At 33.9% G+C, this 13,854-nt stretch carries 15 protein-coding genes; 4 read left to right on the top strand and 11 right to left on the bottom strand.

Features of this window, described 5'->3' with window-relative positions; genetic code table 11:
• Positions 1-47: 47 nt before the first annotated feature.
• Entirely contained in the window at positions 48-1,442 is a 1,395-nt protein-coding gene (locus tag CG11_RS23975; protein WP_052599394.1) for an FAD binding domain-containing protein, read from the bottom strand.
• An 889-nt stretch (positions 1,443-2,331) separates the two neighbouring features.
• Between CG11_RS23975 and CG11_RS23970 the strand changes: the two genes are divergently transcribed.
• Both CG11_RS23970 and CG11_RS23965 read left to right on the top strand, forming a co-directional pair.
• Positions 2,332-3,462, top strand: coding sequence for a terpene synthase family protein (locus CG11_RS23970; RefSeq protein ID WP_052599393.1), 1,131 nt, complete (start codon positions 2,332-2,334; stop codon positions 3,460-3,462).
• A 225-nt stretch (positions 3,463-3,687) separates the two neighbouring features.
• A complete protein-coding gene (locus CG11_RS23965) occupies positions 3,688-5,049 on the top strand; it encodes a cytochrome P450 (protein ID WP_052599392.1) in 1,362 nt (453 codons plus the stop codon).
• A gap of 70 nt (positions 5,050-5,119) precedes the next feature.
• Here CG11_RS23965 and CG11_RS23960 read toward each other — a convergent pair whose 3' ends face one another.
• The 3 genes from CG11_RS23960 to CG11_RS23950 form a co-directional block, all read right to left on the bottom strand.
• A complete protein-coding gene (locus CG11_RS23960) occupies positions 5,120-5,542 on the bottom strand; it encodes a hypothetical protein (RefSeq protein ID WP_052599391.1) in 423 nt (140 codons plus the stop codon).
• A gap of 114 nt (positions 5,543-5,656) precedes the next feature.
• Complete coding sequence (locus CG11_RS23955; RefSeq protein ID WP_052599390.1) at positions 5,657-6,064, bottom strand: hypothetical protein; 408 nt, start codon at positions 6,062-6,064, stop codon at positions 5,657-5,659.
• Positions 6,065-6,192: 128 nt separating this feature from the next.
• On the bottom strand, positions 6,193-6,609 hold the full coding sequence (locus CG11_RS23950) for a hypothetical protein (RefSeq protein WP_052599389.1): 417 nt from the start codon (positions 6,607-6,609) through the stop codon (positions 6,193-6,195).
• 881 nt (positions 6,610-7,490) lie between these two features.
• Here CG11_RS23950 and CG11_RS23945 point away from each other — a divergent pair.
• Complete coding sequence (locus tag CG11_RS23945; protein WP_052599388.1) at positions 7,491-8,561, top strand: terpene synthase family protein; 1,071 nt, start codon at positions 7,491-7,493, stop codon at positions 8,559-8,561.
• A gap of 73 nt (positions 8,562-8,634) precedes the next feature.
• Here CG11_RS23945 and CG11_RS23940 read toward each other — a convergent pair whose 3' ends face one another.
• The 4 genes from CG11_RS23940 to CG11_RS23925 form a co-directional block, all read right to left on the bottom strand.
• A complete protein-coding gene (locus CG11_RS23940; RefSeq protein WP_156039880.1) occupies positions 8,635-9,024 on the bottom strand; it encodes a hypothetical protein in 390 nt (129 codons plus the stop codon).
• 161 nt (positions 9,025-9,185) lie between these two features.
• On the bottom strand, positions 9,186-9,599 hold the full coding sequence (locus CG11_RS23935) for a hypothetical protein (RefSeq protein WP_052599386.1): 414 nt from the start codon (positions 9,597-9,599) through the stop codon (positions 9,186-9,188).
• A 138-nt stretch (positions 9,600-9,737) separates the two neighbouring features.
• On the bottom strand, positions 9,738-10,148 hold the full coding sequence (locus CG11_RS23930) for a hypothetical protein (protein ID WP_052599385.1): 411 nt from the start codon (positions 10,146-10,148) through the stop codon (positions 9,738-9,740).
• Positions 10,149-10,349: 201 nt separating this feature from the next.
• Positions 10,350-10,763: a hypothetical protein gene (locus CG11_RS23925; protein ID WP_052599384.1), complete on the bottom strand. Its 414-nt coding sequence runs from the start codon at positions 10,761-10,763 to the stop codon at positions 10,350-10,352.
• 227 nt (positions 10,764-10,990) lie between these two features.
• Here CG11_RS23925 and CG11_RS23920 point away from each other — a divergent pair, with 227 nt between their 5' ends.
• The gene (locus CG11_RS23920) at positions 10,991-11,707 is read left to right on the top strand and encodes a hypothetical protein (RefSeq protein ID WP_052599383.1); all 717 of its coding nucleotides are present in this window, start codon (positions 10,991-10,993) and stop codon (positions 11,705-11,707) included.
• Between the two features lie 78 nt (positions 11,708-11,785).
• Here the strand turns inward: CG11_RS23920 and hisIE are convergent, their stop codons facing one another.
• The 3 genes from hisIE to hisA are packed head-to-tail and all read right to left on the bottom strand — an operon-like array spanning position 11,786 to position 13,853.
• On the bottom strand, positions 11,786-12,379 hold the full coding sequence (gene hisIE / locus CG11_RS23915) for a bifunctional phosphoribosyl-AMP cyclohydrolase/phosphoribosyl-ATP diphosphatase HisIE (protein ID WP_052599382.1): 594 nt from the start codon (positions 12,377-12,379) through the stop codon (positions 11,786-11,788).
• Entirely contained in the window at positions 12,379-13,134 is a 756-nt protein-coding gene (hisF, locus tag CG11_RS23910; RefSeq protein WP_052599381.1) for an imidazole glycerol phosphate synthase subunit HisF, read from the bottom strand. Before hisF ends, hisIE begins: the two co-directional genes overlap by 1 nt.
• Positions 13,128-13,853 (bottom strand): 1-(5-phosphoribosyl)-5-[(5-phosphoribosylamino)methylideneamino]imidazole-4-carboxamide isomerase, encoded by a 726-nt coding sequence (gene hisA / locus CG11_RS23905; protein WP_052599516.1) that lies wholly within the window; start codon positions 13,851-13,853, stop codon positions 13,128-13,130. The genes hisF and hisA overlap by 7 nt, the downstream gene beginning before the upstream one ends.
• Position 13,854: the final 1 nt, after the last annotated feature.

Raw genomic sequence — 13,854 nt, 5'->3', positions numbered from 1 at the left:
CCATAGAACTCAAATATTGATACAACTAAAAAAGCAACAAAATATCATTACACTACGAATTCAGGAAATAAGACTTGATAATGTGCTTTCATCAATTGACGCAACAACAAACGCTTGTATGCTTCAGAACCTCTAACATCGGAAATTGGGCTGATCTCTTCTTGTGCTATGTCCAAAGAATTTTTAAAAAGAGCTTCTGAAACTGTTTGTCCTGTTAAGTAAGCACTTGTCTTGGTTAAGTACTTAGGAACAGGTGCAACACCTCCTGCTGCTAGGCTTGCTTTTGTAATTTCACCGTGCAAATTGCACTCTATGTTTATCGCAGTATTAACAGAAGCAATATCCAAATAAGTACGCTTACAAACTTTTTCAAAATTAAAATAATGCTTCTCTGTTGGCAGATCAAAATTGATTTCTTGAACAAACTCTGTTTCTTTTTTATCCAGTGTTTTATAGCCCTTAAAAAAGTTCTTTAGTGGAATTTCTCTCAATGCCCCATTGTCATTTAATATGATATTACTATTCAACGCTAACAAGAACACCGCCAAATCACCAATAGGAGAAGCATTAACAAGGTTTCCTGCTACGGTTGCCATATTCCGAATTTGCAATGAAGATATTAAATTAAAAAAATGATCACTATTAGGGCTTAAACTTTGTATAAGTGGCGACTGCTTGAGTGCTTCGGTAGAGGTAGAGGCACCAATATGACATCGCCCATTTGCCTTCCAAATCCCCTTTAAATCTTGTCGTTGCGTTGTATGAACTATCTCTGCGGGCAACATTTCGGTGGGGCGCTGTACATACAAATCTGTCCCTCCCCCTACGAAAACTTTTTGTGCATCATGCCCCAAATCAGTTTCTTGAAGCACACATTCCTTGAGTTTCGTTTCAATATTGACAAAATAATTGGGCAAAAAACCATTTTCAACCAACCAATTTATCCTATTGTTGGTATCTAGTTCTTGCAATTCTTGCACAATCTGTTCAAGCGCTCGCTCAATTGATTTGTAGCCCGTGCATCGGCAGATATTACCAGCTATCGCCAAAATTCCTTTTTCTTGATTTTTAGGCTCTTTGGACAAGGCAAAACCGCATAAAGACATGATAAAACCAGGGGTACAGAAACCACATTGAGTTCCTCCTTCATCCGCTATTGCTGCTTGTATTTTATTTAATCTTATAATATTAACACCTTCTACGGTAACAATATGCTTGCTTTGCGCATTACCTAATGGCATCAAGCAAGAAGTAACCGATTCGTAAATTACCTCTGATCCAACTCTTGTTCCAACTAAAACGGTACAAGCGCCACAATCACCTTCACGACATCCGAGCTTGGTTCCTGTTAGACATTCTTTATATCGTATATAATCTGCCAATACCATCCCCGATGGTAAGTCAGTTTCTATTAATTCATTATTAAGAATAAATTTTATCATTTTATTAAACTTTTTTTTAAATCATTTATTTTTTCACTTTAAAAAAGTTAAAATACTAACTTTCATAAAGTTACAAAAAACATATCCATTAACACAAAACTAACACACAGTTAATAATTTGCTAAATTAACTTTTTTCCGTTACATAATTTGTAATATTCATTTTTTTTACGTATATTAGTATTACTAAGTAATACAGACAATACACGCACAACAAAACTATTATTTATTTAACTTTTAACACAATCAATTTTTAATTCCCTAACTTCACCAACAACCATAACTCAAAGTTTCCTATTTTAACAACCTCTCTATACCGTACCGCTTATATTATCACTCGCTCCACTTAGGGAGCAATCCGTACCAATTGACTTTCTTACAAAATTAGAAACAACCCATTTTTAATATCGCAAGAGTGAGATACCTCCTATTTTACAATTTTAATTTTAAAGTTTGTACTGTCCCTCCTATTCAACGCTGCTAAGGCTGTTGTCTAGTTAGGTGATTTATGTGCTTAATGTTTGTTGATGATTGAACCACCACAATCATTGGGACATCTTATGCCTTCATTTAACTTTTCTTCATTTAACTTTTTTTATTGATAAGTTATATCAAGCGAGATCCTTCTGTTTTAAAACAAAAATCACAACATATAGCCCGAGATATTCACCTTATCCAGTATAGATTTTTATCTATTGAAAGTACGAATTACTTTCCATTACTCCAGTTAATTATCACAATGTTTTTAGATAGTTAAAACGGCTTTTGTATGTCCTAACCAAAAAGCAACACTTAGTGTTAGTGATGATCGTAATAGTCTTATATCTAATGGATAAAAACAGGGAAAATGTACAATCTTATTTTTCAACCCCTTATAAAGAAATTGTACCATGAAAGAAAGAAATCAAGAAGCAAACGAAGGTAACAAACCCAACGTATCACAAATCGCTAACGATTTTCAAGACAATTTATCCGCATGCCCTGTTAGCCCCTTCAACTCTAAGCAGCTAACCATTTCTACACTAGAAATACACTATCACGAAGCTATTCAAGATATTTTGAAAGCTACCTCTAAATTGACCAAAGAGTTAGATATTCAACTAGAAGAGGTCTATTCTGCTCATACAAGTATGACTGCATTTTTATACCCCAACTCAGGTAGGTATAGATTGGTCATTGCCAATGTTCTCTACGATTTTCTATATTACATCGATGATCTTTTTGGAGAGGACATAGAAATTGGAGAAGACGACGAGCGTCCTTCATTGATGGCAATGATGCAAATTTGGAAAACTGGAAAAATCCAAGATGGCTTTTTAGATGCTATTAAAAACCCAAAAATTAAGAACATCTATAACGCTTTACTTTGGATTAGAACTAAGTTATTTCAGAGCTCTGAGCCTGCATTTTTCAAAAAACTATCTGGTCTGCTTTTTGAGCATTTGAAAGATCAGTTGGAGCCTAAAGACTTTAGCACTGTAGACGAATATATTTTGCTAAGAAGACGTTTTGGTGGAATGTACCCTGTTGCGTTTCTTGTAGAATACTGCAACAATAGATACCTTGCCGCAGGTACTTTAGAAAAAGTACCTAGTCTACAAAAAGCAATTGATGCATGTGCTGATATTGGAGGTTTATCAAACGATATTTTCTCCTATCCCAAAGAAAGTCACAGCAAGTTTAATTTGGTCAACAGTTATTTAGTTGCTCATCCAGAAATGACATTAAAAGAAGCTGTTCAAAATTCTATCGACCTAGTTAACGACTGTCACTTTGAATTTGACCAAGCCATAGAGCAACTTCAAACAGAGGTTAAGGTTTTATCTGAAGAGCAACAAATTACTGTGTTAAAATTTGCAGAGGGTCTAAAAGATATTTTATCAGCAAGCTACCACTGGCAATTTGTTACTCAGCGTTTCAGACATGACAACCACATTTTGGAAGACTTGAAACACGAATCTACTTATACATTCAATTCGAAAGTTAAGAATTTGATTCCTCTAATCAAGAAACATGCATAAAGTAAATGGAATTATCGACTGAATGATAATGAAATTTATTATCTTAATACAAAGTATGACCTTAGTCTTTTAGTAGACTAAGGTCATTTAATTCTATTGTTATTTCCTCAAATTTTTATTGGTCTGACTATCAATGTCTATACCTAAACAGTCACTAATTTTTTAGTATTACACAACTATAAAGTTAGTGGATTATTGATTCAAAACACTTAATATATTTTCATAATGGAGAACCCTGAAGTTAATGTTCCTAAAATGGGATTGCTTGCTTTTTTACGCAAGCTTCCTAGTATGAATCGCAACTTGATCCTTTTTTTTAAAGAAATATTAGACCAGAATGATGGTCTTATCAAACTTCCTAACAAACTTACCCTAACCGATGACGCTGAATTGATTCGGTATTTTTTACAAAAGAATAATTCTAACTATATCAAAACCTCTTTAGTTAGAACTTTTGTAAGAGATCAAATTGGAGATGGTCTTTTTACATCTGACGGAAAATATTGGTTGAAACAACGCAGAGCTATCCAAGCTGGTTTTCACAAAAAAAAATTAGTTGGCATTTCTAAAATTATGCTTGATGAAATCAATCAATATATGGATAATATCTTGGACGTGTATGCAGAAACAAACCAAGAAATTGATCTCGAAAAAGAAATGACTTACTTGGCATCAAAAGTAGTTTCCAAAAGCTTGTTCGGGCAAGAGTTTGACAATGAAAAAATTGATGTTATTGATGATAGCATTGCCAAAGCAAATGAATACATTGTCGCTGTTGCCAAACAACCATTTCTAAAACCTTGGTATCATCTCAATGGCGCTTATAAGCATATTGTCAAACAAAAAAATATTCGAGATAAATTTATCTTAGATTTCATCGAAGAACGAAAAAAATCTGGCGAATCAAAAGATGATTTGCTAGGTATGTTGTTGGATACCGAGTATGAAGATGGTTCTAAGATGACGAATAAACAGTTGCTAGATGAATCTATTATTTTGATTGTTGCAGGCAACAAAACATCTGCTGTTACAATGGCTTGGCTCTTCTATTTGCTAGCCAAACACCCTGGAATTGAAGAAAAAGTGCTGCAATCAGTCACAGAAATATTGGGAGATGAAGAACCTTCCATCGAAAGTATTCGCTCATTGACTTATCCACTACAAGTCCTAGAAGAAACAATGCGAATGTATCCCGTTGTCTGGCTTATTGACCGAGAACCCGTAGAAGATGACGAGTTTTCGGGTATCAAAATCAAAAAAGGAGAAGACATTGCAGCATTTGTATATGGTCTACATCATAATCCTAAGTACTGGAAAGATCCTGAATGTTTTGACCCTGAGCGTTTCACTCCAGAAAATAAAAAAGAACAGGTTCCTTTTTCTTATTTACCTTTTGGAGGAGGGCCAAGAATTTGTATTGGGAAAAATTTTGCTATTATGGAAATGCAATTCATTTTAGCCATGTTTATTCGGAGGTACAAATTTGTCTTATCGCCAGGACAAAACATAGGTTTTAAACCTTTGCTTACTCTAAGTCCAACGAATGGTATTAAGGTTCGAGTTCAAAAAAGAAATCCAGCTAGCTAATAGAATAGGCATAAAAAAACTATCTACTGAAATTCAATAGATAGTTTTTTTATTTCTCTGATGTAATATTTTATCCATTTTTCTTTTTTTCGATACATTCTAGCAACCATTTGATTGCCTCGTCTCGTTTTTTTTCATCAAATATTTTGACAGGAGCTTGTCCTCTTTTGCCATCTGTCAACTTGGATTTACCAGTTATTTTCAAAAAAAGGTTTCCGACAATCTTTGAACCAAAAGAAGTGGTTAACATTGCTGTTGCGACTTCTCCTATTTCTGCTTCAGAATAACATTTTAGAACTTCTTTACTAAGATAAGTATTTGCCGTATTACTTAACAATCCCCTCACTTTGCCATCTACCGCTTTTCTCATAGCAGCCACATTTTCTTGTGCAATTTCTAATGTATCAGGCTCTGTCCATTCTTTGTTAGGCAATATTTCAACAATATCGTCGGGTCGAACCTTGATGATTAGTGCTCTAGTCCTGTATTCCATAGTTTCTATATTTAAAGTTTGTTACAATCACATATTAAGCCTAATAAATATAACATTATTATAACAATTAAACATAAAATATATAGGAGTATTTTTATATTTTTCTTAATTTTATCATTTTCGTTTTTTGGCTTTGGCAATTTCATCTAACAAGAACTCAATTGCTGCTTTTCGATCGCTCATTGCAAAAATACGAACAGGTGCATCTCCTCTACTTTTGCCTGTTAACTTCAAAAATAGATTGCCTACTATTTTTGACCCAAAAGAAGTGCTTAACATTGCTGTAGCCACTTCTCCTACATACGCCTCATTGTAGTAGTTCATAACTTCTCTACTAAGATAAGTATTGGGGTTTTCGCTCAACAGCCCTCTGGGTTTTCCATCTACTGCTTTTCTTATTGCTGCCACGTTCTCTTTGGCAATTTCTAAGGTATCAGGTTCTACCCAGTTCTTATCAGGGATAATCTCAACAATATCATCTGGTCTAACCTTGATAATTAGTGCTTTAGTTCTGTATTCCATAATCTTTATGTTTAAGGTTCTTTATTATACTTTTATGTTGTTTTATAATTCTAAGTAAACTCAACAGTATATCTAAATATATGAAAACATAAATTCATAAAAAAGAAATATAACTAAAAACTATTATTTTAGCCCCTTTTAGCCTGTTTTTTAGCTTTATTAATATGCTCTAATAACCAAGCAATCCCTTCTTCTTTGTTGCTTGCCGAAAAAATACGTATAGGAGCATCTCCTCTGCTTTTTCCTGTTAGTTTTAAGAAAAGGTTTCCGACTACTTTTGATCCAAACGAATTGGTCAATATAACAGTAGCCACTTCTCCTACTTCTGCTTCACTATAATAGTTCATTACCTCTTTGCTTAGATACGTACTTGGTGTGCGACTAAGCAACCCCCTAGGTTTTCCATCTACTGCTTTTTTCATGGCAGCGACATTTTCTTTGGCGATTTCCATCGTATCGGGCTCCACCCAATCTTCATTTGGCACAATGTCTACAATGTCATCTGGTCGAACTGTAATCGTCAAGGCTCTTGTTTTGAACTCCATTTTTTTTGTAATTAATAATTATCTATTGAATATAATGCCAAGGGGAAATCCTCCAATAACATCAATTATTAAGTATGTTATAAAATATAAGTACAAGAGAGATTTGAGAATCTTTTTTTTACTCCAAAAATAAATTAATTTTTTAACTGTACAATAAATATATGTAAACTACACCTTAACAAGACCATATAGGGTTCTTTATTTATATGTATTTACTTATTTTGGTCAAAAATTCCAATATCCTCTCGTATAATTCAATTCTAATACTTATTTATAATAAATATCAAGAATTAAAGTACAATATATTTTTAAGAAACCAATCTAGATACTAATAAAAAAAAGAAATTAATTTATATTAGCAGCTCATTAAAAGCCGTTACAAATTGACACATATAATTTATTAAAATTAATTTTATATTAATTAAAACATTTGATTATTTTGTTTATATTTGTAAACAACATAGTAAAACGACATACTTACTTTTAAAAGTAGTTTCGCCCACAAATTATTCCCTTCAATACTGTATAGCGAATATACCACTCACTCTATTAAGGAGTACACGTACCAGTTGACACTTTCTTACAAAATTTATTAACACAATCTAATCTTAATATCTAAGGGTAAGAAGCCTCTATTTTTTGCAATTTCATTTTTAAAAGCTTGTGCTGTTCCTCCTTTGTAATACTCTTATTGACGTTTTGCGAAGACTGGCGAAGCCTTGCATTGACTGAACAAAACTGTTAACTGCATAAAATAATTCAGAACCAACAATAAACCAAAACTATGCAGCATCTAACAAAGAATTAGGCTTCTATAAATAAGCAAATTAGGGAACCTCACAATGCCATTTATTTATCCCTTTTAAAAGAAACCACACACTATGAAAGAAAGAAATACAACCACTAAAAATTTCGACTTTTTTTCAAATCATTTCACACTACGAACCACAACCACTTTTAACTCTCAACAGCTCAGTATTTCAGAACTAAGACCCCAACATCATGAAGCAATGGAGAGCATTTTATTGGCAACTTCACGTTTATCCAAAGAACTAAATATCCAAATTGACCAATCCTATGCAGCCCATACAACAATGACCTCGTTTTTATATCCAAAATCTGGAAAGTACAGAATCGTTATTGTTAATATTCTATATGATTTGCTGTATTACATTGATGATTTATTTGGAGAAGATATAGAAAAGAACCAACAGGAAGACAAACCTGCTTTGTCTGAGTTGATGTATATCTGGCAAACAGGAAAAATAAACAGCATTTATTATAACCAACTAACTAGCAATGAGATAAAAACAGTTTGCACTGCATTACAATGGGTTCGAAACAAAATATTTCAAAGTTGCGAACCTACTTTTTTCAAAAAATTATCTTGGCTTTTGTTTGAACATTTGAGAGATCAATTAAAACCAGATGCCTACGAATCGACAGAAGAATATATTCTATTAAGAAGAAACTTTTCGGGGATGTATGTTGCCATTTATTTAATTGAATATTGCACGGGCAGGTATTTAAATCACGATCTTCTAGAGAAAGTACCTAGCTTGCAAACCGCTATTGACTTATGTGCAGATATTGGAGGATTATCAAATGATATATTTTCTTATCCTAAGGAAAGCCATAGCCAGTTCAATTTAGTGAATAGTTTTGGGGTGCTTAAACAAACAAAAACCTTAGATAAAGCAATTCAAAAATCCATTGATTTGGTTAATAATTGCCACGCCGAATTTAAGAAGATGATCAAACAAATTCGTACCGATATTAAGGGCTTAACAGTAGAAGAAAAGGTAACCGTTTTGCAATTTGCCGATGGGCTTAATTCTATTCTATCCGCTACTTATCATTGGCAATTTGTAACCAATAGATATCGCCACCACCAGCATATTTTAGAAGACATGAAGTATTCGTCTGAACAAATTAACCAAAGAGCATCATAATCGAATCTTTTTCATACAAAAAGCCATTTCCAAAGATTGGAAATGGCTTTTGTTTTTTATCGTCAAAGTAAAATTACTTGCGTTTAGCAATTTCATTGAGTAACCATTTTTCAGCAGCTTCTTTTTCAGTGAAAATATCTACTAAAAATGTCGCTTGCTTATCATTAGACTCAGAATATTTTTTTATCAGTTTTAAATACAGATTACCGACTACTTTTGATCCATACGATGTAATCAATAGTGCTGTAGCCACTTCATCTATCTCTCCATTGATATAACATTCCAAGACCTCTTTTCCTATATAATGATCAGGCAGATGTCTTAATATGCCTCTTTGCTTCTTGTCCACAGCTTTTTTCAAAGCTTTAGCATTTTCAGTAGCCGTTTCAATTGTATCAGGCTTGTCCCAATATTCATTATTGATTACTTCTACAATGTCATCTGGTCGGACTACAATAGTCATTGATTTAGTTTTAAATTCCATATCGCTCTGTTTTTGGGGTTAAACATTGACAATTAAAATAAGCTTTTTTTTCGACAAAAAAGCTCAAATAATAAAATTGTGATTTAATAAAAAGTATTCCTATATCAATTTTTCAAAGATAAGGCTTACTCTTCAACCCTTTATTTTGAATAGAGAGCGATTTGCTCCAATAACCATGCTTCCGCTAGTTCTCGTTTGGTAAATATTTTGACAGGAGGTTTGTCACTTTCCTGTTCTGCATTTTTCTTTTTTCCTGTTAATTTCAAATAAATGTTTCCAACTACTTTAGAAGCAAAAGACCGAGTCATTAAAGCAGTTGCGACTTCTCCTATTTCTGCCTTGATATAACATTCCAGCACTTCTTTTCCAACATACGTATCTGGCATATGGCTCAAGATACCTCTCTTTTTTCCATTTACTGCTTTTTTTAGCACCTTGGCATTTTCAGTAGCGGTTTCAATTGTATCTATATTTTCCCACTCTTCGTTATTGGTCACTTCTACAATATCATCTGGCCGAACCTTAATTGTGATAGATTTTGTTTTGTATTCCATTTTTCTTCTTTTAGCTAAATTGACAATTAAAATAAGCTTATTTCTTATAAATCAAATGCCAAATCAGTGAAACAGAACTACGATCTATCAACCATACACCTTGCTGCTATCCTTCAACTTCTATCGTTTTGAATTACATCAATTTGTATGGTTTGCTATTTGTTCTAGCAACCATGCTTCAGCATCCTCTTTTTTTGTAAATATCTTTACTGGAGCCTTGCCTTCTACGCTTTTCGTAGCAGCTTTACCTGTCAATTTTAAAAACAAATTTCCGACTACTTTTGATCCAAAGGAAGTTGTTAACAAAGCGCTAGCTATTTCTCCTATCTCAGCATTTTCGTAACACTCCAATACCTCTTTTGACATGTATGTACTTGGCATGTGACTCAACATAGCTCTTGGTTGTCCATCTACTGCTTTTTTTAACATTGCAATATTTTCTTGAGCAATTTCTATTGTGTCTGCGTCATTCCAGTTTTCATTGTTTAAAATCTCTACAATTCCATCAGGGCGAACAATAATTGTCAATGCTCGTGTTGTTAATTTCATGGTTATCTAATCTTAATAAATGTAAATTAATTTCGTATTAGAAGGCTTTTGATTGAGGGGGGTTGAATTAAAGAGTGCGAAATTAATATATTTTTTAATTTTAGACATACGAAATCCATATTATTTATTGGAGCAAGGTATTTAATTTATTAATTAACCACCTGCACCAAAAATAAGCAAGACAATTTGTCGCCAAAAAATCTATTGATGCTTGGCTATTTGGCTCAAAAGCCAAACGACAGCATCTTCTTTTTTGCTAAAAATTCTAACAGGAGCTTGATTTTTAATTTGACTTGATTTAGCCGCTTTTCCTGTCAATTTCAAATAAGCATTACCCATAACCTTGGCACCAAAAGAAGTCGTTAACATAGCACTTGCCACTTCACCAATTTCTGCTTTGTCATAACAATCCAACACTTCTTTACTCATATAAGTACTTGGCATATAGCTCAGCAAAGCTCTCGGCTTATTATCTACTGCTTTAATTAACATTTCGATATTCTCTTTGGCAATCTCAACCGTATCGGGTTGATCCCAACCCTCATTGGTATGCATTTCGATAATTCCATCAGGTCGAACTTTGATTGTCAACGCTCTTGTTTTGTATTCCTTCATATCCCTTTCATTTTTCAATAATAACAATATCAAAATATAAATTATATTAGATATAATCAATTAAAATATCAAATATTTAAAATATTAAATACAACCTTAACACTTAACTTTGCTAAAAAAATTATATCGGAGTAAAATTTAGAAACAAATAAGAAGCAAAACTTGACATTTGTGTAAAAAAAAATTAGTTTTACTTAACTAAAAATGTTAACAGATTATTTATAAATATGAAAAAACAGAGTATCAATAGAGAATATAATTTCCCTGATGCAGATTTGTATGCCCAATGCAAAGAACGCATCCAATATATCAAACGAGATCAGAAAGAATTTGAAAGTTATGCTTATGCTGATAGTAAAATCAAGCACTTTGAGCAATTGTGTAAAAGATTCTCTGATTTGCCAGATGATGACGAGTTGATTGGCAATCAAATGGAAGCTACTAGCAAGAAAAATGATGCAAAAGAAAAACTAAAAACAGCCATTCGATCCGTTATGACTCGCGTTGCTAGCAAATACAATACGCGTTCGGGACATTACCGAAAGTTTGGTACTATCAAAATGAATGATATGAGTGATCCTAAGTTGCTACTTTGTGGGCGTCGTGTTGTACGTGTTTCTAATAAACTGTTGGACTTTTTGGCGGAAACAGGCTTGAGGCAGCCTCACATAGATGCTGTTCAAAGAGCAGCAGCAGCATTTGAAAATACCATTCATATCCAACAAGATAAAGTTTCTGATAGAGACATTTCTGTAGAAAAACGCATTGAATTGGGCAACGAACTTTATCGTGAATTGGTTTTAGTTTGTAATATAGGAAAGGATATTTGGGCAGAAAACAATAAGGCAAAATATGAAAACTACACCATTTACGAAAGCAACAATGATCAGAAAAAAGCTCGAAAAGAACGCCTAAAGCAAGAGGCTAAAACAACAAAAAAATAGCTTTTCGTTAGACAGTGCCCAAGACTTACAAAGGCACTGTCTAATCATTTTAAACAATAAAAAAGCCATACAAAACTGTTATTGATGGCGCTTTTCTAAAACAGCTAATACCTCGCTCAAAGTATAGTTTTTAGCCGCCAGTAGCACTAAATAATGATACATTAAATCCGCAGCCTCTCCCAAGAACAATTCCTTGTTATCATCCTTGGCTTCTATCACCAACTCTATGGCTTCTTCTCCCAACTTTTGAGCTACTTTGTTGATCCCCTTTTCTAATAATTGAGCAGTGTACGAACTATTTTTCAAATTATTTTTCCTTGACTGAATGACAGTCTCTAAGTATTTCAAATCAAAATTGGACTTATTCTCTGTATTAAAACAGGTTCCTGTCCCTTTATGACAAGCGGGGCCTTTAGGCTGCACTTGTATTAGCAAAGTATCTTTATCACAATCCACTTGGATAGCAAGTACTTTCAAATAGTTACCCGAAGTTTCTCCTTTTGTCCACAAACGCTTCTTCGTTCTGCTATAAAATGTTACTAGTTTTGTAGCTTTTGTCTGCTCAAAAGCAGCTTGATTCATGTACCCCAACATTAAGACATTTTTTGTCTTGGCATCTTGTATAATCGCGGGTACTAAGCCTCCTGTTTTTTCGTAATTCAATTCTATCATTATAATCGTACAGCTATCTTATGTTGATTTAAATAATTTTTTAACTCAGGGATGCTAATTTCTTCAAAATGAAAAATACTAGCGGCCAAAGCCGCATCGGCTAATCCTACCTCAAAAGCATCTTTAAAATGCCCTAAATTTCCAGCTCCTCCAGAAGCAATAATAGGAATGGTCAGCTCTTTTGACAACAAAGCCAATAGCTCATTGGCAAAGCCTTTTTTAGTCCCATCGTGGTCCATAGAGGTAAATAAAATTTCACCCGCTCCCAGTTGCTCTACTTCTTTTGCCCAAGCCAGTAATTCCCAGTCACTCTTTTGACGACCTCCTCCTGTATAAACACGCCAGTGACCGTTTTCTAACTTAGCATCTATTGCCACCACGACACATTGGCTTCCAAAGCAATTCGCTAGCTCTTGAATCAAATTAGGTTGGCGAACCGCAGCAGAATTAATTGTAATTTTATCCGCTCCCGCTTGCAATAGACGTGCTACATCTTCAACCGTGCTAATTCCACCGCCAACCGTAAAAGGAATTGAAATAGCTTGTGCTACTTTTTCCACCAAATCCACTAATGTTTTTCGTTTTTCATGACTAGCCGTTATATCCAAAAACACCAGTTCATCTGCCCCTGCTTCTGTGTATTTTTTTGCCAATTCAATGGGGTCACCAGCATCTCTTAAACCTACAAAATTAACCCCTTTTACCGTTCGCCCATCTTTTATATCTAAACAGGGAATAATTCGTTTTGTCAACATGATACTATGAATTTTTCGAGTTCTTTTAATTTAATTTTTCCTTCATAAATAGCCTTACCTATAATCACTCCATGACAGCCTAACTCCTCTAAATGCTCAATCTCCTGAATCGAATTGACGCCTCCACTAGCAATCAATTTTACCTTAGGAAAATGCTTGATAATAGTCTCATATAAGCCAACAGATGTTCCTTGTAACAAACCATCTTTGGCCACATCCGTACAAATACAGTATTCTATTCCCTTTTTTAAATAGTTCTCTAAAAAAGGAAATAACTCTTCTGAACTTTCTTTTTGCCAACCATGAACAGCTATTTTCACTCCTTTAACATCGGCTCCCAATATAATCTTATCGGCTCCATAAACTTCTATCCAGCGACTTACTAACTCAGGATTGGAGACCGCAATGCTTCCCGCTGTAATTTGACTTGCTCCTGCATAAAAGGCAACATTAAGGTCTTTATCCGATTTAATTCCTCCCCCAAAGTCAATCCTCAAATTGGTTTCTTTGACGATATTTTCTAAAACACTAGCATTAACAATATGCTTCGCTTTGGCTCCATCCAAATCTACCAAGTGCAACTGCTGAATGCCAGCATCTTCAAACGATTTGGCGACCTCTACAGGATTGGTATTGTATACTTTTTTTTGTTCATAATCTCCTTGTGTCAAGCGCACACATTGACCATTAATAATATCTATTGCAGGTATAATTTTTATC

Source organism: Aureispira sp. CCB-QB1, from assembly GCF_000724545.1.
GTDB lineage: Bacteria > Bacteroidota > Bacteroidia > Chitinophagales > Saprospiraceae > Aureispira.
This window is presented reverse-complemented; position numbering and strand designations above follow the sequence as displayed.

Coding starts and splice junctions, on each gene's coding strand:
- CG11_RS23975 (WP_052599394.1), bottom strand. CDS start 1,442: ATGATAAAATTTATTCTTAATAATGAATTAATAGAAACTGACTTACCA.
- CG11_RS23970 (WP_052599393.1), top strand. CDS start 2,332: ATGAAAGAAAGAAATCAAGAAGCAAACGAAGGTAACAAACCCAACGTA.
- CG11_RS23965 (WP_052599392.1), top strand. CDS start 3,688: ATGGAGAACCCTGAAGTTAATGTTCCTAAAATGGGATTGCTTGCTTTT.
- CG11_RS23960 (WP_052599391.1), bottom strand. CDS start 5,542: ATGGAATACAGGACTAGAGCACTAATCATCAAGGTTCGACCCGACGAT.
- CG11_RS23955 (WP_052599390.1), bottom strand. CDS start 6,064: ATGGAATACAGAACTAAAGCACTAATTATCAAGGTTAGACCAGATGAT.
- CG11_RS23950 (WP_052599389.1), bottom strand. CDS start 6,609: ATGGAGTTCAAAACAAGAGCCTTGACGATTACAGTTCGACCAGATGAC.
- CG11_RS23945 (WP_052599388.1), top strand. CDS start 7,491: ATGAAAGAAAGAAATACAACCACTAAAAATTTCGACTTTTTTTCAAAT.
- CG11_RS23940 (WP_156039880.1), bottom strand. CDS start 9,024: ATGACTATTGTAGTCCGACCAGATGACATTGTAGAAGTAATCAATAAT.
- CG11_RS23935 (WP_052599386.1), bottom strand. CDS start 9,599: ATGGAATACAAAACAAAATCTATCACAATTAAGGTTCGGCCAGATGAT.
- CG11_RS23930 (WP_052599385.1), bottom strand. CDS start 10,148: ATGAAATTAACAACACGAGCATTGACAATTATTGTTCGCCCTGATGGA.
- CG11_RS23925 (WP_052599384.1), bottom strand. CDS start 10,763: ATGAAGGAATACAAAACAAGAGCGTTGACAATCAAAGTTCGACCTGAT.
- CG11_RS23920 (WP_052599383.1), top strand. CDS start 10,991: ATGAAAAAACAGAGTATCAATAGAGAATATAATTTCCCTGATGCAGAT.
- hisIE (WP_052599382.1), bottom strand. CDS start 12,379: ATGATAGAATTGAATTACGAAAAAACAGGAGGCTTAGTACCCGCGATT.
- hisF (WP_052599381.1), bottom strand. CDS start 13,134: ATGTTGACAAAACGAATTATTCCCTGTTTAGATATAAAAGATGGGCGA.